This is a genomic window from Dactylosporangium sp. NPDC051541 (assembly GCF_044454505.1).
Taxonomy (GTDB): Bacteria; Actinomycetota; Actinomycetes; order Mycobacteriales; family Micromonosporaceae; genus Dactylosporangium.
The window spans coordinates 157405-183074 of the sequence record NZ_JBITDU010000003.1 but is presented as its reverse complement, the minus strand read 5'-3'; the positions used below and the strand labels follow the sequence as shown (position 1 = coordinate 183074).

At 71.6% G+C, this 25670-nt stretch carries 27 protein-coding genes; 11 read left to right on the top strand and 16 right to left on the bottom strand.

What is annotated here, in order from left to right; genetic code table 11:
- Positions 1-9 precede the first annotated feature (9 nt).
- Genes sufC through ACIA8L_RS14960 form a run of 5 tightly spaced genes read right to left on the bottom strand, consistent with a single transcriptional unit; the run spans position 10 to position 4343 of the window.
- Positions 10-783, bottom strand: a complete 774-nt coding sequence (gene sufC, locus ACIA8L_RS14980; RefSeq protein WP_395904547.1) for a Fe-S cluster assembly ATPase SufC — start codon at positions 781-783, stop codon at positions 10-12.
- A complete protein-coding gene (locus tag ACIA8L_RS14975; protein WP_395904545.1) occupies positions 780-1106 on the bottom strand; it encodes a non-heme iron oxygenase ferredoxin subunit in 327 nt (108 codons plus the stop codon). Before ACIA8L_RS14975 ends, sufC begins: the two co-directional genes overlap by 4 nt.
- Positions 1106-2245: a Fe-S cluster assembly protein SufD gene (sufD, locus tag ACIA8L_RS14970; RefSeq protein ID WP_395904543.1), complete on the bottom strand. Its 1140-nt coding sequence runs from the start codon at positions 2243-2245 to the stop codon at positions 1106-1108. Before sufD ends, ACIA8L_RS14975 begins: the two co-directional genes overlap by 1 nt.
- Positions 2242-3648 (bottom strand): Fe-S cluster assembly protein SufB, encoded by a 1407-nt coding sequence (gene sufB, locus ACIA8L_RS14965; protein WP_395904541.1) that lies wholly within the window; start codon positions 3646-3648, stop codon positions 2242-2244. The genes sufD and sufB overlap by 4 nt, the downstream gene beginning before the upstream one ends.
- A complete protein-coding gene (locus ACIA8L_RS14960; RefSeq protein WP_395904539.1) occupies positions 3645-4343 on the bottom strand; it encodes a helix-turn-helix transcriptional regulator in 699 nt (232 codons plus the stop codon). Before ACIA8L_RS14960 ends, sufB begins: the two co-directional genes overlap by 4 nt.
- Positions 4344-4701: 358 nt before the next feature.
- Between ACIA8L_RS14960 and ACIA8L_RS14955 the strand changes: the two genes are divergently transcribed.
- Positions 4702-5622, top strand: a complete 921-nt coding sequence (locus ACIA8L_RS14955; protein WP_395904537.1) for a heme A synthase — start codon at positions 4702-4704, stop codon at positions 5620-5622.
- On the opposite strand, the gene ACIA8L_RS14950 is transcribed toward ACIA8L_RS14955, so the two are convergent.
- Positions 5574-6119, bottom strand: a complete 546-nt coding sequence (locus tag ACIA8L_RS14950; RefSeq protein WP_395904535.1) for a GNAT family N-acetyltransferase — start codon at positions 6117-6119, stop codon at positions 5574-5576. The genes ACIA8L_RS14955 and ACIA8L_RS14950 overlap by 49 nt on opposite strands.
- Positions 6073-6798 (bottom strand): DUF4184 family protein, encoded by a 726-nt coding sequence (locus tag ACIA8L_RS14945; protein ID WP_395904533.1) that lies wholly within the window; start codon positions 6796-6798, stop codon positions 6073-6075. Before ACIA8L_RS14945 ends, ACIA8L_RS14950 begins: the two co-directional genes overlap by 47 nt.
- A gap of 194 nt (positions 6799-6992) precedes the next feature.
- Here ACIA8L_RS14945 and ACIA8L_RS14940 point away from each other — a divergent pair, with 194 nt between their 5' ends.
- Positions 6993-7307, top strand: coding sequence for a hypothetical protein (locus tag ACIA8L_RS14940; RefSeq protein WP_395904530.1), 315 nt, complete (start codon positions 6993-6995; stop codon positions 7305-7307).
- Between the two features lie 42 nt (positions 7308-7349).
- On the opposite strand, the gene ACIA8L_RS14935 is transcribed toward ACIA8L_RS14940, so the two are convergent.
- A complete protein-coding gene (locus ACIA8L_RS14935; protein WP_395904528.1) occupies positions 7350-8771 on the bottom strand; it encodes a benzaldehyde dehydrogenase in 1422 nt (473 codons plus the stop codon).
- A 74-nt stretch (positions 8772-8845) separates the two neighbouring features.
- Between ACIA8L_RS14935 and ACIA8L_RS14930 the strand changes: the two genes are divergently transcribed.
- The 3 genes from ACIA8L_RS14930 to ACIA8L_RS14920 are packed head-to-tail and all read left to right on the top strand — an operon-like array spanning position 8846 to position 11283.
- On the top strand, positions 8846-9952 hold the full coding sequence (locus ACIA8L_RS14930) for a lyase family protein (RefSeq protein ID WP_395904526.1): 1107 nt from the start codon (positions 8846-8848) through the stop codon (positions 9950-9952).
- Positions 9953-9979: 27 nt separating this feature from the next.
- Complete coding sequence (locus ACIA8L_RS14925) at positions 9980-10591, top strand: ATP-binding cassette domain-containing protein (RefSeq protein WP_395904524.1); 612 nt, start codon at positions 9980-9982, stop codon at positions 10589-10591.
- 2 nt (positions 10592-10593) lie between these two features.
- The gene (locus ACIA8L_RS14920; protein ID WP_395904522.1) at positions 10594-11283 is read left to right on the top strand and encodes an ABC transporter permease; all 690 of its coding nucleotides are present in this window, start codon (positions 10594-10596) and stop codon (positions 11281-11283) included.
- Here the strand turns inward: ACIA8L_RS14920 and ACIA8L_RS14915 are convergent, their stop codons facing one another.
- The 8 genes from ACIA8L_RS14915 to ACIA8L_RS14880 form a co-directional block, all read right to left on the bottom strand.
- Entirely contained in the window at positions 11284-12033 is a 750-nt protein-coding gene (locus tag ACIA8L_RS14915) for an alpha/beta fold hydrolase (protein WP_395904520.1), read from the bottom strand. It abuts the gene before it with no gap.
- An 8-nt stretch (positions 12034-12041) separates the two neighbouring features.
- Complete coding sequence (locus ACIA8L_RS14910; protein ID WP_395904518.1) at positions 12042-12479, bottom strand: SRPBCC domain-containing protein; 438 nt, start codon at positions 12477-12479, stop codon at positions 12042-12044.
- On the bottom strand, positions 12476-12802 hold the full coding sequence (locus ACIA8L_RS14905; RefSeq protein ID WP_395904516.1) for an ArsR/SmtB family transcription factor: 327 nt from the start codon (positions 12800-12802) through the stop codon (positions 12476-12478). Before ACIA8L_RS14905 ends, ACIA8L_RS14910 begins: the two co-directional genes overlap by 4 nt.
- Before the next feature lie 47 nt (positions 12803-12849).
- Entirely contained in the window at positions 12850-13581 is a 732-nt protein-coding gene (locus ACIA8L_RS14900; RefSeq protein WP_395904514.1) for a TIGR03089 family protein, read from the bottom strand.
- Between the two features lie 3 nt (positions 13582-13584).
- Positions 13585-14226, bottom strand: a complete 642-nt coding sequence (locus tag ACIA8L_RS14895; protein WP_395904512.1) for a hypothetical protein — start codon at positions 14224-14226, stop codon at positions 13585-13587.
- Between the two features lie 17 nt (positions 14227-14243).
- Entirely contained in the window at positions 14244-15146 is a 903-nt protein-coding gene (locus ACIA8L_RS14890; RefSeq protein ID WP_395906271.1) for a RimK family alpha-L-glutamate ligase, read from the bottom strand.
- Between the two features lie 63 nt (positions 15147-15209).
- Entirely contained in the window at positions 15210-15533 is a 324-nt protein-coding gene (locus tag ACIA8L_RS14885; protein WP_395904510.1) for a hypothetical protein, read from the bottom strand.
- 266 nt (positions 15534-15799) lie between these two features.
- Complete coding sequence (locus tag ACIA8L_RS14880) at positions 15800-16714, bottom strand: heme o synthase (RefSeq protein WP_395906269.1); 915 nt, start codon at positions 16712-16714, stop codon at positions 15800-15802.
- A gap of 500 nt (positions 16715-17214) precedes the next feature.
- Between ACIA8L_RS14880 and tkt the strand changes: the two genes are divergently transcribed.
- From tkt to pgl, 6 genes are all read left to right on the top strand, one after another.
- The gene (gene tkt, locus ACIA8L_RS14875; RefSeq protein WP_395904508.1) at positions 17215-19356 is read left to right on the top strand and encodes a transketolase; all 2142 of its coding nucleotides are present in this window, start codon (positions 17215-17217) and stop codon (positions 19354-19356) included.
- A 19-nt stretch (positions 19357-19375) separates the two neighbouring features.
- Entirely contained in the window at positions 19376-20485 is a 1110-nt protein-coding gene (tal, locus tag ACIA8L_RS14870; RefSeq protein WP_395904506.1) for a transaldolase, read from the top strand.
- Positions 20486-20552: 67 nt separating this feature from the next.
- On the top strand, positions 20553-22022 hold the full coding sequence (locus ACIA8L_RS14865) for a glucose-6-phosphate isomerase (protein WP_395904504.1): 1470 nt from the start codon (positions 20553-20555) through the stop codon (positions 22020-22022).
- Positions 22023-22028: 6 nt separating this feature from the next.
- On the top strand, positions 22029-23546 hold the full coding sequence (gene zwf, locus ACIA8L_RS14860; protein ID WP_395904503.1) for a glucose-6-phosphate dehydrogenase: 1518 nt from the start codon (positions 22029-22031) through the stop codon (positions 23544-23546).
- A gap of 22 nt (positions 23547-23568) precedes the next feature.
- Positions 23569-24582, top strand: a complete 1014-nt coding sequence (locus ACIA8L_RS14855; protein WP_395904501.1) for a glucose-6-phosphate dehydrogenase assembly protein OpcA — start codon at positions 23569-23571, stop codon at positions 24580-24582.
- Complete coding sequence (gene pgl, locus ACIA8L_RS14850) at positions 24579-25349, top strand: 6-phosphogluconolactonase (RefSeq protein ID WP_395904499.1); 771 nt, start codon at positions 24579-24581, stop codon at positions 25347-25349. Before ACIA8L_RS14855 ends, pgl begins: the two co-directional genes overlap by 4 nt.
- The last annotated feature ends 321 nt before the right edge of the window (positions 25350-25670 follow it).

Genomic DNA, 25670 nt, shown 5'->3' with positions numbered 1-25670 from the left:
ATAAACCCCTTAGAGAGAAGCCGGGCCCGCGCCAGCCAGGTACCGCTCGTAGCCGGTGGTCTCCAGCTGCTCGGCCAGCTCCGGGCCGCCCGCCTCGACGATCCGGCCGCCGACGAAGACGTGCACGTAGTCCGGCTTGATGTACCGCAGAATCCGCGTGTAGTGCGTGATGAGCAGCAGGCCGGTGTCGCCCTGCTCGCGCACCCGGTTGACGCCCTCGCTCACGATGCGCAGCGCGTCGATGTCGAGGCCGGAGTCGGTCTCGTCGAGCACCGCGATCTTCGGCTTGAGCAGCTCGAGCTGCATGATCTCGTGGCGCTTCTTCTCGCCGCCGGAGAAGCCCTCGTTGACGTTGCGCTGGGCGAACGCCGGGTCCATCTGCAGCTTCTCCATGGCCCCGCGCAGCTCGCCGGCCCAGGTGCGCAGCTTCGGCGCCTCGCCGTCGATGGCGGTCTTGGCGGTCCGCAGGAAGTTGGCCACCGAGACGCCGGGGACCTCGACCGGATACTGCATCGCGAGGAACAGCCCGGCCCGGGCCCGCTCGTCGACGCTCATCGCGAGCACGTCCTGGCCGTCGAGGGTCACCGAGCCGCCGGTGACCTCGTAGCGCGGGTGGCCCGCGACCGAGTAGGCCAGGGTCGACTTGCCGGAGCCGTTGGGGCCCATGATGGCGTGGGTCTCCCCGGCCCGGACGGTCAGGTCGACGCCGGCGAGGATCGGCTTGAGCTCACCGTCGGGCAGCTTGACCGAGACCTGCAGGTTGCTGATCGAAAGCTCGCTCACTTGATAACTCCGTTGCTCGGGTTCAGGTCGATGTAGACGGCGCCGTCGCGAACCTCGACCGGGTAGACCGGGACCGGCTCGGTGGCGGGCAGCCCGCTGGGGGCGCCGGTGCGCAGGTCGAAGCGCGAGCCGTGCAGCCAGCACTCCAGGGTGCAGCCTTCGACCTCGCCCTCGCTCAGCGCGACCGCCGCGTGCGAGCACTCGTCGTAGGCGGCGTAGAAGTTGTCGTCGTCGGCGTGCACGAGCGCGATCTCGGTCCCCTCGACGGTGACCTGGACGACCTCACCCTTCGCGACGTCGGCCGCCGAACACACACGAATCATCAGGCGCCGGCCTCGTTCAGCCGGGCCTCGATGGCGGCGCCGAGGCGGTCGCGCAGCTCCTCGACCGGGATCTTCGCCAGGAGCTCGTGGAAGAAGCCGCGGACGACCAGCTTGCGGGCCTGCTCGTCCGGGATGCCCCGGGACATCAGGTAGAACAGCTGCTCGTCGTCGAAGCGGCCGGTGGCGGACGCGTGCCCGGCCCCCGCGACCTCGCCGGTCTCGATCTCCAGGTTGGGCACCGAATCGGCCCGGGCGCCGTCGGTCAGCACCAGGTTGCGGTTGATCTCGTAGGTGTCCGTGCCGGTCGCCTCCGCGCGGATGAGCACGTCGCCGACCCACACCGTGTGCGCGTCGGCGCCCTGCAGCGCGCCGCGGTAGGCGACGTAGCTGCGGCAGTCGGGCACGGAGTGGTCGACGAGGAGGCGGTGCTCGAGGTGCTGGCCGGCGTCGGCGAAGTAGAGCCCGTAGGCCTCGATCTCGCCGCCGCGGCCGGCGTAGTCGACGCTGGTGTACTGCCGCACGAGGTCGCCGCCGAGGGTGACCTGGATGTGCGTCACCTTGGCGTCGCGGCCGATGCGGAAGCGCACGTGCTGGGCCTGCACCGCGTCCGCAGCCCAGTCCGTCACGGTGACCAGGGTCAGCTTCGCGCCGTCGGCGACGAGCACCTCGACGTTGTCGGCCAGGGTGACGGAGCCGGTCTGCTCGAGCACCACGACGGCCTCGGCGAACCGGCCCACCTCGACGACGGTGTGCCCGAACGAAATGTCAGCATTTTCCCCAACAAGTCGGACAACGGCAGCATCCCGCAGCACGGCGTCCGGCGCCACGGCGATCAGCAGCGCGTCCGCGGCAGACCCCGCGGCCAGCGCGCTGATCCGGTCGAACGGCGTCAGCGCCGAGCCGACGCGGGGGTCGGTGCGGTCGACGGTGGCCACGGTGACACCGTCCGGAAGGGAGCCGGCGTCCACCTTCGGGGCCGGAGCACCCCCGCCGACAAAAGCGTCAAGCCCACGCAGACGCTTGAGCGGCGTGAAGCGCCACTCCTCCTCCCGGCCGGTGAGGGCCGGGAAGTCGTCGACGTCGAAGGAGCGGACCTGCTGAGCGCGGGTCTTCGGAGGGACAAGGACGGGAGCGGTCATCCGACTGCGCCCTCCATCTGCAGCTCGATGAGCCGGTTGAGCTCCAACGCGTACTCCATGGGCAGTTCCTTGGCGATCGGCTCGATGAAGCCGCGCACGATCATCGCCATGGCCTCGTCCTCGGAGAGGCCGCGCGACATGAGGTAGAAGAGCTGGTCGTCGCTGATCTTCGACACCGTGGCCTCGTGGCCCATCGACACGTCGTCCTCGCGGATGTCGACGTACGGGTACGTGTCCGAGCGCGAGATCGTGTCGACGAGCAGGGCGTCGCACTTGACCGTCGACTTCGAGTGGTGCGAGCCCTCGAGGACCTGCACGAGGCCGCGGTAGGAGGTGCGGCCGCCGCCGCGGGCGATCGACTTCGACACGATGGTCGAGGAGGTGTGCGGCGCGGCGTGGACCATCTTGGCCCCGGCGTCCTGGTGCTGGCCCTCGCCGGCCATGGCGACGCTGAGGACCTCGCCCTTGGCGTGCTCGCCGGTCATGTACACGGCCGGGTACTTCATCGTGACCTTGGAGCCGAGGTTGCCGTCGATCCACTCCATGGTGGCACCTTCGTGGCAGACCGCGCGCTTGGTGACGAGGTTGTAGACGTTGGTCGACCAGTTCTGGATCGTGGTGTATCGGCAGCGCGCGCCCTTCTTCACGACGATCTCGACGACCGCCGAGTGCAGCGAGTCCGACGAGTAGATCGGCGCGGTGCAGCCCTCGACGTAGTGCACGTAGGCATCCTCGTCGACGATGATCAGGGTCCGCTCGAACTGGCCCATGTTCTCGGTGTTGATCCGGAAGTAGGCCTGCAGCGGGATCTCGACCTTGACGCCCTTCGGCACGTAGATGAAGCTGCCGCCGGACCAGACCGAGGTGTTGAGCGCGGCGAACTTGTTGTCCCCCACCGGGATCACGGTGCCGAAGTACTCCTTGAAGAGCTCCGGGTGCTCCTTGAGCGCCGTGTCGGTGTCGAGGAAGACGACGCCCTGCTCCTCGAGGTCCTCGCGGATCTTGTGGTAGACGACCTCGGACTCGTACTGCGCCGCGACGCCCGCGATCAGCCGCTGCTTCTCGGCCTCCGGGATGCCCAGCTTGTCGTACGTGTTCTTGATGTCCTCGGGCAGCTCGTCCCAGCTCGCCGCCTGCTTCTCGGTCGAGCGGACGAAGTACTTGATGTTGTCGAAGTCGATGTGCGACAGGTCGGCACCCCAGGCCGGCATCGGCTTGCGGCCGAACAGGCGCAGGCCCTTGAGGCGCAGCTCGAGCATCCACTCGGGCTCGGATTTCTTCGCCGAGATGTCGCGCACGACGTCCTCGTTGAGACCGCGGCGGGCCGAGGCCCCCGCGGAGTCGGAGTCGGCCCAGCCGTACTCGTACCGGCCGAGACCGGCCAGCTGATCGGCAGTCGTCATCTCACGATCCTTTGCCTATCGGGACGGGCTCCGGGCTCGACCCGGGCCGGTATGTGGGTGGTGCAGACACCGTCGCCGTTGGCGATGGTGGCGAGCCGCTGGACGTGCGTGCCGACGAGGCGCGAGATCACCTGGGTCTCGGCCTCGCACAGCTGGGAGAATTCCGCGGCGACGTGGGCCACCGGGCAGTGGTGCTGACACAGCTGCCCGCCGGTGGCGATCGTCGTCGCGCCGGCAGCGTAACCCTCCGCGGTCAGGGCGCGGGCGAGGGCCTCGGCCCGGGCCACGGGGTCGCTCCCGGCCTCGGCCATGGCCGCCTGGCAGCGCTCTTCGAGGCCTCCGACCTGGGCTGCGGCGAACGCGGCGACCTCGGCCGGCCCTCCGTGCTCGGCGATCCACCGCAGCGCGGCCGAGGCGAGCCCGTCGTAGGTGTGCGGCAGCGTCTCCCGGGCGGCCGCGGTCAGCAGGAACTCACGCGCCGGGCGACCCCGTCCGCGCGGTCCGCGCTCGAGCCGCTCCCGGCATTCGACGAGCCCGTCGGCCTGCATGGCGTCGAGGTGGCGGCGCACACCGGCCGGGCTCAGCCCGAGGATCCGCCCCAGCTCGGTCGCGGTGGCGGCCCCTTGGAGCAGCAGCTCAGCAACGCGGTCGCGGGTGCGCGTGTCGAGCGCGGCAGCCGTCTCCACGTTTTTCACAACACCAACGTTACGTAAATCGCGGAGCCACAGCAAACCACCGCCCGGGTGATCCACCGCACGGAAGGTAACCCTAACCTTGTTTCGCGGTCGCTTCGCTCCCTCCCCAGCAGGGGGCTCCGCCCACCCGCACCCCCTGACACACGTGGTCGCCGTGGGTGAGTAGAGAGCCGGGAGCGTCGTTTGGCGCGGCCTGCACAGAACCGCACCCCGAAGCGCCGTTGGGGCGGCCTGCACAGAACCGCACCCCGAAGCGCCGTTGGGGCGGCCTGCACGGACCGCACCCCTGAGCGCCGTGGCGCGGCCTCCACGGACCGCGTCGTGGGGCAATATGTAGCCTGGCGTAGTATCGGGCCCCGTGAACTGGCTCAAGGCGTGGCTGGACCGGCCCGGGACGCTGCGGGGGGCGGCGCTCGCGTCGCTCGTGGCCAACATCGGCATCGTGTGCACCGGCGGGCTCGTGCGGCTGACCGGGTCCGGGCTGGGCTGCCCGACCTGGCCGCGGTGCACCGACGACTCGTACGTCACGACGGCCGCGATGGGCCATCACGGGCTCATCGAGTTCGGCAACCGGACCCTCACCAGCGTGGTCAGCGTCCTCGCCGTGCTGGCCCTGGTCGCCGCCTGGCGGCAGCGGACCGCGGTGCGGCCGGCGGCTCTGGTGCTCGTGGGCGTCGCGGCGCAGGCGGTCCTGGGCGGCATCACGGTGCGGATGGCGCTCAACCCGTGGACCGTCATGGCCCACCTCCTGCTGTCCATGGTGCTGATCGCCCTCGCCTTCGCGCTGTGGGACCGGACCCGCGGGGCGTCGCCGCGGTGGACGGCGCCGCGGGCGATGCGCGGCGCCGGCGTTCTGACAACCGTGATTGCCGCGGGGGTACTGGTCCTGGGCACGATCGTCACCGGGAGTGGACCGCACTCGGGTGACAGCAAGGCCGCGCGGACCGGGTTCGACCCGGAGTCGGTGTCGCAGCTGCACACCGACGCGGTGATGGTCCTGATAGGGCTCTCGGTGGCGATGTGGTTCGGCCTGCGCGCGCTCGGTGCGCCGCTGCGGGTCACCCGGGCCGCGGCGATCCTGGTCGCGGCCGAGCTGGCGCAGGGTGTCGTCGGGTTCGTGCAGTACTTCACCGGCCTGCCCTGGCCCGTCGTCATCCTGCACATGCTGGGCGCCTGCCTGGTGTGGACGGCGACCCTGAACCTCCTGGCCCGGGTGGCGGCGGCGAAGCCTCAGGAGCCCGCCAGAAACGAAGACCACTCGCTGGCCAGCACGGCGTAGCGCAGGTCGTCGGTCCACTCCCCCTTCCACCACTGGCTCTGCCGCTCCAGGCCCTCGCGCCGGAACCCGACCCGCTCGAGGAGCCGGGCCGAGCGCTCGTTGCGCCCGTCGACGGAGGCGTGCACCCGGTGCAGCCCCTCCTCGGCCAGCAGGAAGTGGACGACCCGGCGGACGGCCTCGGCCCCGTAGCCCTGCCCCTGGTGGGCGGCGGCCAGGGTGAACCCGATCTCGGCCTGCCGCCCCTCGTCGTGCCGGTTGACGCCGACGTCGCCGACGAGCACGCCGTCGGCGGTCCGTTCGACGGCGTACTGAAACCACCCCTCGGCCCGCGGGTCGCGCCCGTCGAGGCCGGCCACGAAGGCGTCCGCGGCTTCCAGGGGGTAGGGCGCCTCCCAGCCCTGGTACCGCGCGACAGCCGGATCGGAGCGATACGCGGACAGCACGGGGGCGTCAGCGGCGCGAAAGGGCCGCAGCACGAGGCGCTCGGTCGTCAGCACCCTGCGACTGTACGGCGAGCGCACCGGCGACGAAGGCCAGCGCCCCGGCCACCATCAGGCGCACGAGGAAGACGTGCACGTGCTCGAGGTAGTACCCGCGGTCGCCCAGGGCCCCCGTGAGGGCGCAGCCGGCGATCAGCACCGCGGCCATCACGCCCCAGAAGCGCACGGGCCGGGTCCGGAACGCCGGCGCCTCCCCGTGCCACTCGCGGATCTTGTGGGTCAGCCCGACGTACAGGATGTACAGCGGGAACAGGAACAGGGCCGAGACGTCGCAGGCCTGGCGGATCGGCCACCACGCGGCGACCGGACCGGGGTGGGTGACCAGGTCCCACAGCAGGTGGCTGGCCGCGCCGAGCAGGGCCGAGGAGGCGGTGATGTACCAGCGGTGACGGACCCGGCCCAGCACGCCGTACTCCCGCAGGAACCAGGGCAGGTGCGCGGCCACCGCGGGCGCGCCCCAGCGGGCCAGCGAAGCCACGGCGACCGCGGTCGGCAGGCTCCACCAGAGCAGGGCCGGGATGGTGTGGCTGGGGATGAGGACGCCGGGCCCGTCGAGGGCGTAGGCGAAGTCGGGCGCGCAGGCGCCGGTGGCCAGGGCGACCCCGTCGAACCAGCGGGGCTTCCACAGCTTCAGCGGCAGGACGGCCAGGGGGTGGGTCGGCAGTGTCGAAGGCACGGCCCGATGCTGCCCGCGCCGGACGGCTCCAGCGGCCGTCTCCACGAGATCACCACGAACCCCTCACCCGGTCGCGCACATCACACAGAAATCGTTCGCATCCGGGTGACCATCAGCCCTACCCCTCATTGCCAAGTTGTAAATTCATCTGCACTTTCTATGGTGCTGTATCAAGCATGTGCAACTCTCTTGCAATGGGGCACACGGAACCGCTCATCATGCAGATCTACTGCCGCCTGGAGGTTGCGGTCACCGATCCGGAGGCCGTTGCGAAGCTGGCCGGTCAGCAGCTGCGAGAAGCAGAGATCGACTGGTCACGGCGGGAGGAGGACCTCGACGAGGCGGTCCACCAGCTCGAGTCCGACTTGACGCAGGCATTGTCGTGTGTGATTGAACACGATCGCATGATCGAACATCTGCCCGGCGTCGAACCCCGCGGTGGGCTCGCGTTCACCACAATCGGGAAGCCCGACGACCGCTTCCGCCCGGGGTTCACGGACTTCCTGTAGCGGCACTGCCGGGGCCGGCCCAGCGCCGAGCCGGCCCCGCGGTCAGAACGGATATTCCGGAATCGTCCCGCGCATGGTGATCCAGCGCAGATCCGTGTAGGCGTCCAGGTTGCCCGACCCGCCGGCCCTCGCCCCGGTGCCGGAGTCGCGCACCCCGCCGAACGGGGCGACGGCCTCGTCGTTCACGGTCTGGTCGTTGATGTGCACGATCCCGGTCGGAATCCGCTCGGCCAGGGCCAGCCCCCGCATCGCGTCCCCGGTCAGGATGCCCAGCGACAGCCCCAGCTCAGAGCCGGCGGCCAGGGCGACCGCCTCGTCCTCGGTCGCGAACCGCACGACCGGCGCCACCGGCCCGAAGATCTCGTTCGCGTACGCCGGCGCCCCCGTCGCCACCCCGTCCAGGACCGTCGGCCGGTAGAACAGCCGGTCGTACCGCCCGCCCGCGACCAGCCGCGCGCCCCCGTCGACGGTCGCGGTGACGAGCGCGTGCACCTTGTCCCGCTGCCCTTCGTCGATCAGCGGCCCCAGCGCGACCGGTTCCGTGTGCGGGTCGCCGACGGGCAGGGCCTCGGCGTGGGCGGCGAGGCGCGCGACGTACTCGTCGGCGATCGACTCGTGCACCAGGTGCCGGCCGGTGGTCATGCAGATCTGGCCGGCGTGCAGGTAGGCGCCCCAGGCCCCGGCCGAGACGGCGCGGTCGAGGTCGGCGTCGGGCAGGACGACGAGCGCCGAGTTGCCGCCGAGCTCGAGATGCACCCGTTTGAGGTGCCGGCCGGCGAGCTCGGCCACCTTCCGCCCGGCCGCCGTCGACCCGGTGAACGCGATGACCCGGACCAGGGGCTCCTCGACCAGGGCGGCGCCGACGTCCGCGAATCCGGGCAGCACGTGCAGTACCCCCGCCGGAAGTCCCGCTTCTTGCAGGATGGCGGCGATCGCGAAGCCGCCACCGACCGCGGTGCGGGGGTCGGGCTTGAGGACGACCGCGTTGCCGACGGCCAGGGCCGGCGCGACCGCGCGGATGGCCAGGATCAGCGGGAAGTTGAACGGCGCGATGACCCCGACGACGCCGACCGGGGAGCGCCGGGCCAGGCTCAGCCGGGGCAGCGCGGTGGGCAGGATCTCCCCCAGCGGGCGCGCCGCCAGGGCCGCGGCCTCGTAGCACTCCTGCGCGGCCACGTGCGTCTCCACGCCGGCCTTGGGCGGGATCGAGCCGGCCTCGCGGACCAGCCACTCCTCGACGTCCTTCGCGCGCGACTCGAACAACGCGCCCGCGCGTCGCAGTACCCCCGCCCGCTCCTCGAACGAGGCCGCCGCCCACTCCCGCTGCGCCTTCGCCGCGGCGGCCGCGGCCGGGCCCACGTCGCTCGGCGCCGCCAGCCCGACCGTCCCCAGCACGGCCCCGGTCGCCGGTTCCACGACGTCCCGGGTCCCGGCGCCCAGGGGTGTCTCGACAAGAAAGGTCATGCCTTTCACCTTCGAGCGGCGCGTCGCCGGTAGCAAAGTCTCTTCCGGCTGGCGGAAGGCCCGATAAGCAAGACGTGGGACCTACTGCGAGCCTGTTCGGCGGGGTACTGGCCCGGGGCGAGGTGGCCGCGGCCGTCGGCGACGACGCCTGGCTGGCCGCGATGTTGCAGGTCGAGGCGGCCCTGGCCGAGGTGGGGGCGTTCAGCGGACTGCTCGACCAGGAGGCCGCCGACGCGATCGGGGCGGCCTGCGCGCGGCCGGAGTCGTTCTCGGTCGCCACCGGCGGCGACCCCGTCGCACCCCTGGTCGAGGCCCTGCGCCGGGCCGTCCCCGAGTTCGCGGCCGCGGCCGTGCACCAGGGCGCGTCCAGCCAGGACATCCTCGACACGGCCGGCATGCTGGTGGCCGCCCGGGCGCTGCGGCCGCTCATCGCCGACCTGCGGGCCGCGGCCGAGCTCACCGCTCGCCTCGCGCGGGAGCACCGGGAGACGGTCACGATCGGCCGGACCGGACTGCGCCCGAGCGCGCCGACCACGTTCGGGCTCAAGGCCGCGGGCTGGCTGGGCGGGCTCGACGCCGCCCGGCGGCGCCTGGACCAGGTGCGGGCCGAGCGGCTGGCCGTGCAGTTCGGCGGGGCGGCCGGGACGCTGGCGTCATTCGGGGACGCCGGGCCGGACGTGGTCGAGGGCCTGGCCACGCTCCTCGGCCTCGGCGAGCCCGCGCTGCCCTGGCCCGCCGAGCGCACCCGCATCACCGACCTCGGCGGGGCGCTGGGGTCGGCCGCCGCGGCGATGGCCAAGGTCGCCCGGGACCTGACGCTCCTGGCCCAGCCGGAGATCGACGAGGTGTCGGACACGTCGCCGGCCGCGGCCGGCGCGCTCGGATGCGCGGCGGCCGCGCCCGGGCTGGTGGCGAACCTGCTCGCGGCGGCCGGGCCGGAGCACGAGGGGACGGTCGAGGCCGGGCTCGCCGAGTGGCGCACCCTGCGCGACCTGCTCGTCGCCACCGGCTCGGCCGCGTCCTGGCTGCGGGCGGCCCTGGAGCGGGTACTGGTGCACCCCGACGTCATGCGGGCCAACCTGGCCCGGAGCGGCCGCGGCGGCGACCTCAGTGCGGCCGGGCTGCTCGTCGACCGGGCCCTGGAGGCGTACGGGATCAAGCGGGCGGCCGCCGCAACCTAGCGGCCGCACCGGAGCGTTGGACTTGGCATGGAGTACGGACCAGCGCGCCTGCGGGCGTCCGGGATCAGCAAGCGGTACGGGCGGCGGACCGTGCTCGAGTCGGTCGACCTCACCGTGCACGCCGGGCAGGTCGCGGCGATCGTCGGCGCCAACGGGGCCGGCAAGTCGACGTTCCTGAAGATCTGCGCGGGTCTGATCAGCCCGGACGCGGGGACGGTCACGGTGAGCGGAGCGCTCGGATACTGTCCGCAGCAGGCCGGCCTGTTCCAGTTCCTGCGCCCCGACGAGCACTTCGAGCTGTTCGGCGCCGGCCGCGGGGTCGGCAAGGCGCCGTCGCGGCGGGCCGGGCGGCGGATGGCCCGCGAGCTGTCCTGGGAGGCGGCCGACGCCCCGGCCGCGCGGCACCTTTCCGGGGGCACCCAGCAAAAGCTGAACCTGGTCCTGGCCGCGCTCGGCGACCCCGGCCTGATCCTGCTCGACGAGCCGTATCAGGGCTTCGACCGCGGCTCCTACACCGACTTCTGGGAGTGGGTGTTCCGCTGGCGCGCGGAGGGCCGGGCCGTCGTCGTGGTGACGCACATGCTCAACGTCCTCGACCGGGTCGACACGGTCCTGGACCTGACGCCGGTGGGGGTGTGAGCGTGCGCCGGACGATCGTCGTCGCCGAGATGGTGACCCGCGACCTGGTGCGGCGGCGGGCCGCGATCGCCCTCCTCGCCCTCGTGCCGCTCGCGTTCTACCTGGCCAAACACGACGAGAAGGTCGGCCAGTCGATCCGGTTCGCGAGCCTCGGCCTGGCGTTCGCGGTGAGCGCGCTCGGTCTGTTCTCCGGCAACGCCGCCAAGGGCTCAGAGCCAAGACTGCGACTCAGCGGGTACCGCCCGTCGCAGCTCTACACCGGGCGTCTCCTGGCCCTCGTCGGCATCGGGCTGGCCCTCGCCGCCGTGTACTGCGGGATCATCCTGCTGGACCAGGACCTGCGGCGCCCGGGCGCGATCGTGCTCATGTTCGCCGTGACCGTGCTCGTGGCCGCGCCGCTGGGCCTGCTGATCGGGGCCGTCGTCCCGCGCGACCTGGAGGGCGCGCTGCTGCTCATCTCGATGATCGGGCTGCAGTTCCTGATGAACCCGGAGAAGAGCTCGGCCCGGCTGCTGCCGCTGTGGTCCAACCGGGAGCTCGGCACCTACGCGGTCGACCTCACCGACGCCGGGTATCTCCAGCGCGGCCTGGTCCACGGCGCCGTGTGCACCGTGCTGCTGGTCGGCATCACGGCGGCGCTGACGACGATCCGTCTGCGCCGCCGCAAACACATGCTCAGCTCGGCCGCTTGATCAGCTCAGCAGCTTGATCAGCAGCGGCGCGAGGACGGCCGGGTCCACGTCGTGGGTCTGGCCGTCGAGGACCTCGAGCGCCGCGCCCGGGATGCGCTCGGCCGTGGTCCGGGCGGCGTGCTGGAGGAACTCGGGGCTGGCGCCGCCCGCGACGACCGTGCACGGCACCCGGACCGCCGCCCAGTCGATCGGCTCGCGGAGCACGGCGTCGTCGTAGGCCAGGGTCGGCGCGATCCCCTCCAGGACCCGGAACCCGGGCGTGGTGCGGAACCCGGCGATGGCCGGCGGTGGCATGCCGACCTTCGCCATGAACAGGGCCACGGCGTCCCCGTGCGCGCCGGCGGCCAGCAGCCGGGCGAGCTCGGCGGTGTACTCGGGCGAGTCGCTGCCGAACGGGGGCTCGTAGACGGCGAGGGCCCTGATCTCGGCGCCCTGGGCGGCCGCGGCCAGGCCGATCGCCCCGCCCGAGGACATCGTGTAGACGCTCGCCGCGCCGCCCGCGGCCGCGATGACGGCTTGGAGGTCCTCCACCTCGCGCGCGGGTGCGTAGGGTTGCGTGTCGCCGCTCTCGCCGCGGCCGCGGCGGTCGTAGGTGTGCACCGCGAAGTGCTGGGACAGGGCCGAGGCCAGGGGGCGCATCGGGCCGGCCGCGCGGAAGCAGCAGGCGCCGTCGACGAGGACCAGGGCCGGGCCGGAGCCGATCGATTCGTAGCCGATCGCGGTGCCGTCGGCGGATGTGGTCGTGGGCATGGTGCTCCTTACAAAGTGGCCAGGTAGGCGTCGAAGCGGTCGAGGCTGGTGGCGAAGCCCGCGCGGGCCTCGGCGCGGCGGTAGGCCTCGGGCACGTTGGTCTGGTGGGTGACGACCTCGGTGCGGCCGTCGCCGAGGTCGTGGAAGGTGACCTCGGTGCGCATCCCTGTGCCCTCCCGCCCGGCCTCGATCCAGACCAGGCGGTGCGGGCGGTCGATCTCGGCGTAGACGGCGCGCATGGTGTAGCTCCGGCCGTCGGCGCCGACCATCGTGGTCTCGAAGCGGCCGCCCGGGCGCAGCTCCACCACGATGCCGTCGAGCGGGGTCGTGGTGCCGGTGGGGCCCCAGAAGTGCGTCAGGTGCTCGGGCTGGGTCATGCAGTCGAACAGCAGGTCCGGCCCGGCCCGGTGGATGCGGCTGAACGTCAGCTCCCCGGTCTCGCTCACGACAGCCGGTCCAGGTGCGCGGCCAGGCGGTCGTGGCGGTCGGCCCACAGGGCGCGGTGGCGTTCGATCCAGCCGGAGGCCGCCGTGAGGCGCTCGGGCTCCAGCGCGCACGGGCGCGACTGGGCGTCGCGGGTGCGGGTGATGAGGTGGGCCGTCTCCAGGACCTTCAGGTGCTTGGAGACGGCCTGCTGGGTCATCGCGAACGGCTCGGCCAGCTGGTGGACCGTCGCCTCGCCCGCGGCCAGCCGCTCCAGGATGGCTCGGCGGGTCGGGTCGGCCAGGGCCGCGAAGACGAGACTGAGGTCGTCGGTTGCAACTGCCATGGCAGCGACGGTACCGACAACTCAGTGGTTTAACAACCAGAAGGTTGTCAACGCAGGCTGTGCGTCGTTTCCTCGCGCACGGCCAGGGCGTCCAGGACCTCCGGGGTGCCGTTGGCGCAGATGACCACCGACGCGCCGGCCGCCAGCGGGGCCAGCAGCCACTTGAGCGGGTGCTCGTGCTCGTTCGCGTCGACGAGCAGGCGGTCGCCGGGGCGCAGACCCAGCTGGCCGGCGATCTCGGCGGCCAGGGCACCCCACTGGCCGTAGCTGGTGCCGTCGGGCGTGGCGGCGTCGCCGGGCCGGGTGTGGCCGAAGGCCGGCAGGTGGGGGGAGAAGTCATCGATGGCGGTCTCGAGGTCGCGGTACCCCGGCGGCGGCTCCTCGGTGAACAGCGAGAACTGGTGCTTGGCCACCGGCACGTTCTCCAGCCACGAGCCGATCCGCCCGGCCGCGACGAACGAGACGTCGTAGGGCGAGTCCGCCTCCGGCTCGTGCACCGCCAGCCCGGCCGTCGCCTTTCCCTGCAGCGACAGCTCCAGCCCGGCCGACCAGCCGCCCATCAGGACGGCGGCGGTGAGCCAGTGCGGCGGCAGCAGGACCGCCGCCCGCCCGCCCGCGTCCAGCCCGCAGCCCTCGCGCAGCAGCCCGGCCACCTGGGCCGCGCATTCACCCAGCTCGGACGCGCTCAGCGTGGTGTATTCACCGGTGGCGGCGTCGTGGAAGGTCAGCAGGGACGGCTGGATCGGCTCTGGCGGCTCGGCCGCGCGGTGGGTGCCCATGCCCTACAGCATGACTGTCGCATTGCTGCGCGCCACCTCCGGGACGATGGGCGGCAATGTCTCGTACTTCTTGAGCTTCGCGTGGATGACGAAGACATACGGATCACCCGAGGTCAGGCCGGTGACGGTCGCGGTGACCCGGCTGCAGCCGGCGCCCTTGGCCACCGTCTGCCAGCTCCAGGCCGGCTGCGGGCCCTGGTAGAGCCGCTGCGGGACGGCCGCCAGCTGGTAGTCGACGAGCGACGGGTCGCCGATGTTCCACCAGCTGACCACGGCCGACGTCGTGCCGGGGGTCACGTCGGCCCCGTTGACCACGCCCTGGCGGTAGACCCCGGTGCACTCGGTGGGGCTGAAGCTGGGCGTGGCCACGGACCGGGTGCGCGACGGGAACGGCGACAGCGACGCGATCGGGCCGCGCACCGGGGCGCCCGTGGTGTTGGAGGCGTTCGGGTCGACGGCGTCGCCGCGCGAGTACACCGTCTTCTCGGGCAGGTCGACGACACCGTGTTTGCTCTTGTCCGATGTGGTGCCGTCCGTTGCGGCGCCGCCGTTCAGCCCGGGCAGCACGCTGCACCCGGCCACCCCGGTGACCAGGGCGGAGAACAGGACGATGCCCGCGCCGACGCGCCGCTTCACGGTGGCCATATCGGCACCCGCGCGCGCTATGTGAGGCGACGCTCCACCGCGGCGGCGAAGCGGTCGGCCGAGCCGGGGGCGTAGCCGAAGAACAGGGACGGCTCGGCCAGCTCGACCTCGATGACCACCGGACCGTCCGGGGACGGCAGCAGATCGATGCGGGTGTACAGCAGGTCGGCGGCCGGCACCGGCAGCGCTTCGAGGACCCGGGCGGCCAGCGCCTGCTCCGCGGCCGACGGCGTGCGCGGGGAGATGTTCTCGTTCTGGTACAGCAGGTCGCCCTCGACATACGGGCCGGTGAGGATCGCACCCTTGCGGATCGCGTGGCTGAACTCGCCGGCGAAGAACAGCAGCGCCGTCTCCCCCGCCGTGTCGACCGCCTCCAGGTACGGCTGGATCATCACCAGGCGGCCCGCGTCCTGCAGCCGCCGCACCTCCTTGGCCACCAGCTGGGCCTGGGTGGCCAGGTCGTACCGCCCGGTGTCGATGCTGCCGGCGCTGATCGCGGGCTTGACGACGATCTCGCCGGTGCCCTCGGGCACGAACGCGTCGCCGGGCTCGACCCAGGTGGTGGGGACGATCGGGATGCCGGCCGCGGCGAGCTCGCGCAGGTAGCGCTTGTCGGTGTTCCACTCGATGACGGCGGCCGGGTTGGCCAGACCCGGGACGGAGCGGGCCCAGGCGGTGAACTCGGCCCGCCGCTTCGGGTAGTCCCAGGTGTTGCGGATCACCGCGAGGTCGTAGGCGGCCCAGTCGACGCCGGGCGCGTCCCAGGCGACCGGCTCGGCCGTGATGCCCCGGGCGGCCAGGGCCGGGATGAGCGCGCGGTCGTCCTGGTCCAGGTCCGGCAGTTCGGCGCAGGTAACGAGAGCGACCCGGGCGGCGGCCCGGGTCGCGGTGGACGGGGAAGTATCGCGGTTGTCGCTGATCTCGTGGATTTCGCGGTTTGGATCTTGGTTCACGCCGCGACTGTACCCGCGGCGGACGGCACGCTACCGGGAAAGCGTGCGGCGCCCCATGGAACGCCAGAGGTCGTTGCTCGGCCGCATGTGCTCGAGGAGCTCCCGCTCCCACGCGTTCTCGATCGTGACCCCGGCCTGGGCGCAGGCGGCGCGGGCGGTGTCGGTGCCATCGGCCATCTGGTCGCCCCAGACGCCGTCCTCTCCGACGAGCACGATGCGGGCACCGCGCCGGCCGACGTACTCGATGACCGCTTTCGCGCCGCCGTGGTCCTCCGCGAAGGACTTGAGGCCGGCGAGCAGGCCGCCCGGAACCGGGCGGTTGAGGGTCATCGTCGTATCGGAACCATCTGCCATGAGCGCCAGACTAGAGGGACGAAAAGCCACCTGCGGGTGAACTCCTGGTCCGATGTGACCGTTCTTACGATCATGTTTAGCAGTGACGCTCCGCTATTCGTCCGGCCATGTCCGTAAATATCCGGATTTTCTTCATGCCGCCATACCGCGCAAAGCGAGACATGCGTCACTTCTGGTGAACTCTCGAAAGGGGCAGGCGCGTTGTGCCAAAAAATTCGGGCGTTTCTGGGTGAAACTTACGCCTACCGGAGCCTTTACTGCGTCGCTTATTGCAGGAAGACGTCGACCGCGACGGCCGCGAACAGCAGCGTCAGGTAGGTCACCGACCAGTGGAAGAGCCGCATCGGCTTCAGCGGCTCCTCGCGGCGGGCCCGGCCGTAGAGGCGGTGGGCCTCGACCAGCAGCAGGGCGCCGGTGACGAGCGCGACCACACCGTAGAGCGCGGTCATGCCGAGCGGCCACAGCGCGATGGAGGCGCCGACGGTCAGCCAGCTGTAGATCACCGTCTCCAGGCCGACCCGGCGCAGGCTGCGCACGACGGGCAGCATGGGGATGCCGGCCCGGGCGTAGTCGGCCTTGAACTTGATGGCCAGGGCGTAGAAGTGCGGCGGCTGCCACAGGAAGACCACGGCGAACAGGATCCACGCGGTCCAGGACAGCCCGCCGGTGACCGCGGCCCAGCCGATCAGCACCGGGGCCGCGCCGCACGCGCCGCCCCAGACCGTGTTCTGCGGCGTGGTGCGCTTGAGCCACATCGTGTAGACGACGTCGTAGTAGACGATCGCCCCGGCGGTCAGCAGCGTGGCCAGCAGGTTGGTGAAGGTGGCCATCAGCGCCGTGGAGACCACGGCCAGGGTGAGGCCGAAGATCAGGGCGCTGCGGGGCGAGACCGTGTGCGTGGCCAGCGGGCGCCGCTTGGTGCGGTTCATCAGCTGGTCGATGTCGCGGTCGATGTAGCAGTTGAGCGCGTTGGCCGCGCCGGCCGCGAGTGAGCCGCCGACCAGCACGACGAGCACCAGCCACAGTGACGGCAGGCCCTTGTCGGCCAGGAACATGACCGGGACGGTGGTGACCAGCAGGAGCTCGACGATCCGCGGCTTGGTCAGGGAGACGTAGGCCTTGACGACCGCGCCGATGCCGGCCCGCCGCTCGGCCGCCTCCTGCTGCTGCAGCCGGGCCAGGGCGGCCGCGGTGGTGGGGCGGATCGAACTCTCGGCGGGACCAGCCGGACGCTTCGCGATGGCACTGTGGTCGACGAGCTGCGTCACGTCTGGATTGCCACCTTCCGGGGCGAGGCCGAGCCGGTGCACCGCCGAGATCAGCGGGCTCCCGCATCGTAGAACAGGATCGTGGCTGCTCGGACGGCGACCCCGGGACCGGCAACCGACTGGCTGGTCCGGGCCCCGGGCCGGTTCGGCCCGCGCGAAGCGGAGCCGAACCGGGCTGGGTGGAATTTCGCGCAGGGCTGAACTGGTGGCGGCGTGCCCGCCTTGCCCGGATCGGGGCTCATCCGGGGCCCGGCGGCCCGATGCGGCCATCGACTACCGTTGCCGCAGGCAGCGTCGCCGATGTCCGAAACATGGTCGAGTGCGCGTGGGGCCACCCGATCGTGGGTAGGGTCGGACTTGATAACCCTCGAGAGACTTTCACCAACTCGCCGTTCGACAGGAGCAGCACCGCCGTGAGCGTTGAAAAGGGCAAGGGTCCCGAGCTTTCCTGGTCCGACGTCGACCGGCGTGCGGTCGACACGGTCCGGGTGCTCGCGATGGACGCCGTCGAGAAGGCCGGCAACGGCCACCCCGGCACCGCGATGAGCCTGGCACCGGCCGCCTACCTTCTCTTCCAGAAGGTCATGAAGCACGACCCGACCGACCCCAACTGGCTCGGCCGCGACCGGTTCGTGCTCTCCTGCGGGCACTCCAGCCTGACGCTGTACATCCAGCTCTACCTGGCCGGTTACGGCCTGAGCATCGACGACCTCAAGTCGCTGCGGCAGTGGGGCTCGCTCACACCGGGCCACCCGGAGCACGGGCACACGGCCGGTGTGGAGACCACCACCGGCCCGCTGGGCCAGGGCGTCGGCAACGCGGTCGGCTTCGCCATGGCGGCCCGCCGCGAGCGCGGCCTGTTCGACCCGGAGCCGGGCGTCGGGCAGAGCCTGTTCGACCACAACGTCTACGTGCTGTGCTCCGACGGTGACATCGAAGAGGGCATCAGCCACGAGGTGAGCGCGCTCGCCGGGCACCAGAAGCTGGGCAACCTGACCGTCATCTACGACGACAACGAGATCTCGATCGAGGACGACACCAAGGTCGCCAAGAGCGAGGACGTGGCCAAGCGCTACGAGGCCTACGGCTTCGACGTGCACATCGTCGACTGGCGCAAGGGCCACGACTCCGGCGACGGCGTCTACCAGGAGGACGTCCAGGCCCTCTGGGACGCGATCCAGGCCGGCCACGCCGTCACCGACAAGCCGACCTTCATCGCGCTGCGGACCATCATCGGCTGGCCCGCGCCGAAGAAGCAGAACACCGGCAAGATTCACGGCTCGGCCCTCGGCGCCGACGAGGTCAAGGCGACCAAGGAGGTCCTCGGCTTCGACCCCGCGCTGACCTTCGAGGTGGCCGACGAGGTGCTCGCGCACACCCGCGGCGCCATCGAGCGGGGCAAGGCGCAGCACGCGGAGTGGGACACGAGCTTCGGCAAGTGGCGCGAGGGCGCCGGCGACCGGGCCGCCCTGCTGGACCGCCTCCTGGCCGGCGCGCTGCCGGACGGCTGGGAGAAGGCGCTGCCGGAGTTCCCCGCGAGCGAGAAGGGTGTCGCCACCCGCAAGGCGTCCGGTGACACGCTCGGCGCCTTGGCCGCGGTCCTGCCGGAGCTGTGGGGCGGCTCGGCCGACCTGGCCGAGAGCAACAACACGACGATGGAGGGCGAGCCGTCGTTCCTGCCCTCCGAGTTCGCCACGAAGGCGTTCCCGGGGGACGAGTACGGACGGACACTGCACTTCGGTATTCGCGAGCACGGCATGGGCGCCATCCTCAACGGGATCAAGCTGCACGGGCCGACCCGTCCGTATGGCGGCACGTTCCTCGTCTTCTCCGACTACATGCGCCCGGCGGTCCGCCTCGCCGCGATCATGCGGCAGCCGGTCGTCTACGTGTGGACGCACGACTCCATCGGCCTCGGCGAGGACGGCCCGACGCACCAGCCGGTCGAGCACCTCTCGGCGCTGCGCGCCATCCCCGGCCTGGCGGTGGTCCGCCCCGGCGACGCCAACGAGACCGCGCAGGCCTGGAAGGCGGCCCTGCTGCGCAGGGACCAGCCGGTGGCGCTCGCGCTCACCCGGCAAAACCTGCCCACGCTGGACCGGGGCGTCTACGCCTCGGCCGACAACGTGGCCAAGGGCGGCTACATCCTCAAGGACGCGTCCAACGCCCAGCCGCAGGTGATCCTCATCGCCACCGGCTCCGAGCTGCAGCTCGCGGTCCAGGCCCAGGAGCGGCTCGAGGCCGACGGCACGCCCACCCGGGTCGTGTCGATGCCGTGCCAGGAGTGGTTCGAGGAGCAGGACCTCGCCTACCGCCAGCAGGTCATCCCGACCGGCGTGAAGGCCCGCGTCACCGTCGAGGCCGGCATCGCGATGTCGTGGCAGAAGTACCTCGGCGACTGCGGCGAGGCCGTGAGCATCGAGCACTACGGCGCCAGCGCCCCCTACACGGTGCTGTTCGAGCAGTTCGGCTTCACCGCCGACAAGGTCGTGGCGGCCGCGCACGCCTCCCTCGCCAGGGTCGGCGAGATCACCGGCTTCACCACTGGCAACTGACAGCACTAAGGAGACCGCGATGAGTTCCGATCGGCTGGCCGAGCTCGCCGCCGCTGGTGTGGCGATCTGGCTCGACGACCTCTCCCGGCAGCGGCTGACCAGCGGCGGGCTGGACAAGCTCCGCCGCGAGCAGCACGTCGTCGGCGTGACCACCAACCCGACGATCTTCGCCAAGGCCGTCACCGCGGCCGAGGACTACGAGGAGCAGGTCAAGGACCTGGCCCTGCGCGAGACCTCGGTCCCGGAGGCGATGCGCTCGATCATGGCGCACGACGTGCGCTGGGCCTGTGACGTGCTCAAGCCGGCCGCCGACGCCAGCAACGGCATCGACGGCCGCGTCTCGATCGAGGTCGACCCGGCCCTGGCCGCCAACACCCACCGCACCCACGCCGAGGCGAAGGAGCTGTGGTGGCTGGTTGACCGCGACAACCTGTTCATCAAGATCCCAGCGACCCACGAGGGCATCCCGGCGATCACCGAGACGCTCGCCAAGGGCATCAGCGTCAACGTGACGCTGATCTTCTCGCTGGAGCGCTACGAGGCCGTCATCAACGCCTTCTTCGACGGGCTCGAGCAGGCCAAGGCCAACGGCCACGACCTGTCCAAGATCGGCTCGGTGGCGTCGTTCTTCGTGTCGCGCGTCGACACCGAATACGACAAGCGCCTCGACAAGATCGGCAGCGACGAGGCCAAGGCGCTCAAGGGCAAGGCCGCCATCGCCAACGCGAAGCTGGCCTACAAGCTCTACGAGCAGCTGTTCTCCTCGGAGCGGTGGCAGGCCCTGGCCAACGCGGGCGCGCAGCCGCAGCGGCCGCTGTGGGCGTCGACGTCGACCAAGAACCCGGAATACCGCGACGTCATCTACGTCGAGGAGCTCGTCGCCCCGGGCACCGTCAACACCATGCCCGAGGCCGTCATCCACGCCTTCGCCGACCACGGCGAGGTCCGCCCGGACGCGGTGACCGGCAGCTACGCCGAGGCCCAGCAGGTCATGGACCAGCTGGCCGCCGTCGGCATCGACTACAACGACGTCGTCGAGGTCCTCGAGCGCGAGGGCGTCGACAAGTTCAACGTCAGCGGCAAGGAAATGATCGACACCGTCCAGCAGGCGCTGAACTCCGCGTCCTGACGTTCGCAGGAATTTGGCGCACGCGACGCCTGCGTTCGTCAAGATTGGGCAATGCAGGGGGTGGCGGGTGACTGATCTGCTCGACGACGCCGTGGCGGCGGCCGGACTCACCGTGTTCGGCGTCGCCACGACTACGCGTCCGGCGGACGCACCCGCCCCCTTTCCCTTTCTGCCCGGCCCCGAGCTGACCTCGCGGATTGTTTCGTTACGAGCCGATCTGCGTGCTCACGGCCTGGACCGGGTCGTCGTGTGCGGCCCGGGCGCGGGGGCCCCGGCGATCGCCGCCACCCTGGGTCTGGACCTGACCGTCCTGCGCAATGGCGATCCGCACCAGCTTCATACGGCCCTGACCGATGTGGGCCGGACGGTCGTCGTGCTCGCGGCCGCTGAGGCTTCGGTCGTCACCGATGCTTATCGGCGGGCCTTGCTGCAGGCCTTCGAGGACGCCGGAATCCACGACGCCGGCCGCCGGTTCGTCGTGGTGACCGCCCCCGACTCTGTCTACGAGACTTTCGCCCTTGAACTGGGCGCTCAACTCTTCCTCGCGGCCCCCACCTCGTCCGCGCTCAGCGCCTACGCCCTCGTCCCCGCCGGCCTGGCCGGGGCCGACACCGCCGCGCTGCTGGCCGAGGCGTCGGCGCTCCAGGCTCCTCCTGCGCCCGCGCAACGTCAGCCCGCGGGCTTCGGCGCACCCATCGCATCGGCGCCCACTGCCTCGCCCGACATTGCCGACATATCCGTTTTGCCGGGCGTAGCGCTGGGTGAGACGATCGCCGCGGCCGTGCGTCAAGGGCGGGACAAGCTCGCGATCGCCTCCGACGGGACCGGGATCGACGGGCTGGGGCCGTGGATCGAGCAGCTGTTCGGCGCCGCCCTGGTGACCGTCGCGCTGGAGAACCCTTCGTCGTGGGGGCATGAGGGGCCCGACGTACTCGGCGTGACCGTCGGCGGCGTGCTCGGCCGCGCGATCATGCCCGGCGGCGGCATCCGGCCCGACCTCTCCGTCAACGGCCCGCTCGGTGCGCATCTGCTCACCTGGGAGCAGGCCGCCATGGTCGCCGGGGGCGTCGCACCACCGCCGGCCGCCGAGGGCGACGACCTGCTGCGCCGTCTGGACGGTGAGCCGCCCGCCGAGGCTCCGGCCCTGGTCGAAGGGGCCATCGAGGTGTACGGCGACACGGCCGCGACGACCCTCATCGGCGCGATCGACGAGCTGGCCCGGGCCGTCGCACCCGGGGGCCGGATCGCGATCGCGGCCCACCTCGACCCCGCCGGCGACGCCCGCGTCGCGGAGGCCCGCGACGCGCTGGCCGGCCGCATCGACCGGGCCGTCACGTTCGGCTGGGGAGCCCGCGCGGGCGCCACCCTGATCATCACCGGCGCGGTCACGCACGACGTGCGGGTGCCTGGCAAGTCATACACGTTCGGCGAGCTCCAAGCCGCGTCCGCCCGCACTGCGGAGGGGCCGGTCCTGCGTTTGCATCTGACCGACCGGGCAACCGGTACAGAGGAACTGTTGGCCGCCCTCGGAGGGTGAGAACTGATGACCAATCCGCTGCGGGACCCGCAGGACCGGCGACTGCCTCGGATTCCCGAGCCGTGTGCGCTGGTCATCTTCGGCGTCACCGGTGACCTGGCCCGCAAGAAGCTGATCCCGGCCGTCTACGACCTGGCCAACCGGGGCCTGCTGCCGCCCAGCTTCGCGGTGCTGGGCTTCGCCCGGCGCGACTGGGGCGACGGCGACTTCGAGGACCTGGCGCGCAAGGCGGCCCAGAACGGGGCCCGCACCACGTGGCGGGAGGAGGTGTGGTCGCGGCTCGCCGGCAACATCAAGTTCGTGCCCGGCTCGTTCGAGGACGACCAGGCCTTCGACCACCTGGCCCAGACCCTCGACGACCTGCACGACGAGTCCGGCATCCCCGGCAACGCGGCGTTCTACCTGTCCATCCCGCCTTCGGCGTTCCCGGTCGTGCTCAAGCAGCTCGAGCGCACCGGCATGTCGGACAACGCGAAGTCCGGCGGCTGGCGGCGGGTCGTGGTCGAGAAGCCGTTCGGCTACGACCTCAGCTCGGCCAAGCAGCTCAACGACCTCGTCGACGACGCCTTCACCGGCCAGGACGTGTTCCGCATCGACCACTATCTGGGCAAGGAGACCGTCCAGAACATCATGGCGCTGCGGTTCGCCAACAACCTGTTCGAGCCGGTGTGGAACTCCAACTACGTCGACTCGGTGCAGATCACCATGGCCGAGGACGTCGGCATCGGCACCCGGGCCGGCTTCTACGACAAGGTCGGCACCGCCCGCGACGTGCTGCAGAACCACCTGCTGCAGTTGCTCGCGCTGATGGCGATGGAGGAGCCGACCGCGTTCGACGCCGACGCGATCCGCACCGAGAAGCTCAAGGTGCTCAACGCCATCAAGCCGCCGACGGACGTGTTCACCAACACGGTGCGCGGGCAGTACCTGACGGGGTGGGTCGCCGGCGAGCGAGTACCCGGATATCTGGAAGAGAAGGACGTCCCCGAGGACTCCAAGACCGAGACGTATGTCGCGACCCGCCTCGAGATCAAGAACCGCCGGTGGGCCGGGGTGCCGTTCTACATCCGGGCCGGCAAGCGCATGCCGCGGCGGGTCACCGAGCTCGCCGTGCTGTTCAAGAAGGCACCGCACCTGCCGTTCAGCGACGCCGACGTGGAGATGCTCGGCCACAACCAGCTCGTCATCCGGGTCCAGCCCGACGAGGGCGTGATGCTGAAGTTCGGCTCCAAGGTGCCGGGCACGACCATGGAGGTCCGCGACATCGCGATGGATTTCCAATACGGCGAGGCGTTCACCGACGCCAGCCCCGAGGCCTATGAGCGGCTCATCCTCGACGTGCTCATCGGCGACAAGACGTTGTTCCCGGACTCGGCCGAGGTCGAGGCCAGCTGGAACGTGATCGACCCGCTGGAGGAGGCGTGGGCCGGTTCGACGCCCGAGCCGTACCGTGCCGGCGAGTGGGGGCCACGGGCCGCCGACGAGATGCTGGCCCGCGAGGGCCGCGCCTGGCGCCGGGCCTGAGCCGGGAATAGGAGACATGGACATGATCGGTTTGTGGGACACCACCGGCATCGAGGTCGTCAAGGCCCTGGCCAACGAGCGGCGCAGCGCCGGCGGCCTGACCAGCGGCCTGGCGCTGACCCTGATCGCCGTCGTCGACGAGCGCCAGGTCCGCGAGGCCGAGGCGGCGGCCACCATCGCCGCCTCCGCGCACCCGTGCCGGCTGCTCATCATCGTGCGCGCCGACGTCACCCAGCAGCGGTCCCGGCTCGACGCCGAGATCGTCGTCGGCGGCCGCCTCGGCCCCTGCGAGGCCGTCGTCATGCGGATGCAGGGCCGGCTGGCGCTGCACGCCGAGTCGGTCGTCATGCCGCTGCTCGCCCCGGACGTGCCGGTGGTGACCTGGTGGCAGTGCGCCCCGCCGGAGCGGATCGCCTACGACCCGCTCGGCGTCGTCGCCGACCGCCGCATCACCGACAGCGCGCAGGCCGAAGACCCGGTGGCCGCGCTGCAGGTACGCTCCGACGACTACGTGCCCGGCGACACCGACCTGGCCTGGTCGCGGATCACCCCGTGGCGCACGCTGCTGGCCGGCGCGTTCGACGCCAACCGCACCGGCGTGAAGTCGGTGACGGTCGTGGCCCCCGAGCACGACCCGACCGCCTTGCTCCTCGGCGGCTGGCTGGAGGCCCGCGTCGGCGTCCACCCGACCCGCCGGTCCGGCAGCGGCAAGATCATGGAGGCGGTCGAGCTCGAGCTCGAGGACGGCAACTCCATGAACCTCATCCGCGACCTCAACGCGGGCGTGGCCACCCTGCAGCGCACCGGCCAGCCGGACCGCATCCTCCCGCTGAGCCGCCGCCCGCTCGGCGACGAGCTGGCCGAGGAACTGCGCCGCCTGGACCCGGACCAGCCTTACGCGGCCGCCCTGGCCGCCGGCACGGGCAAGCGCCTGCTCAGCGAGCGCGGCGCCCCGCGCGTGCACATCTGGAAGGACCCCGCCTTGGCCGAGAAGCCCGAGGCGGCCGAGCCGCTGCCGGAGTCCGTGGCTTCATGACGCAGTCGAAGGTTGTTGTCCACACCGAGCCGCGGCTGCTGGCGGAGTCGGCGGCCGCTCGGCTCATTGTTCGGCTCACGGACGCGCAGGCCGAGCGCGGTGAGGCCACAGTGGTGCTGACCGGGGGGCGGATCGCCGCCCAGATCTACCAGGCGATCCGTGACAGTCCGGCCCGCGACGCGGTCGACTGGTCGCGGATCAACCTGTGGTGGGGTGATGAGCGGTTCCTGCCGTCCGGCGACCCGGAGCGCAACGAGACCCAGGCCCGCGCGGCGCTGCTCGACACGTTGAAGCTGGACCCGGCCCGGGTGCATCCGATGCCCGCCACCGACGGCCCCGACGGCGACGACGCCGAGGCGGCGGCCGCCCGCTACGCCGCCGAGCTGGCTGACGTGGGGCGGCCGGGCCACGCCGAGCTGCCACACTTCGACGTCGTGCTGCTGGGTGTCGGCGAGGACGGCCACGTGGCCTCGCTGTTCCCGGAGCACCCGGTGACACTTGAGACGCGGCCGGTCTCGGCGGTGCGGGGCAGCCCGAAGCCGCCACCGGTGCGCACCACGCTGACCCTGCCGGCGATCAACACGGCCGACGAGGTGTGGCTGATCGCCTCCGGGGCCGGGAAGGCGGCCGCGGTGGGTCTGGCCCTCGCTTCGGCGGGGCCGCGGCAGATCCCGGCGGCTGGAGTACACGGGAGGGATCTGACGCTTTGGCTCCTGGATTCCGCGGCCGCCCACGAACTCCCGCCGAGATTCCGCAGCCTGGTCTGACTGGCCCGGCATAAGAACGGTGTAAGTCTCCGGTTTGGCGGCGCGGGCTAAGCTAGGACCAGTAAAGACCCACGCGACCGACCGATCCGCAACACCCGCGCCGCGCTCAATCCGCAACACCCGCGCCGCGACCGGCCGATCCGCAACACCCGCGTCGCGCCCGATCCACAGCAGCCGCGTCGCGACCGATCCGCAACACCCGCGCCGCGACCGGCCGATCCGCAACACCCGCGTCGCGCCCGATCCACAGCAGCCGCGTCGCGACCGATCGATCCGCAACACCCGCGTCGCGCTCGGCAAAGGGGCGCCGGTTTCTGTCGA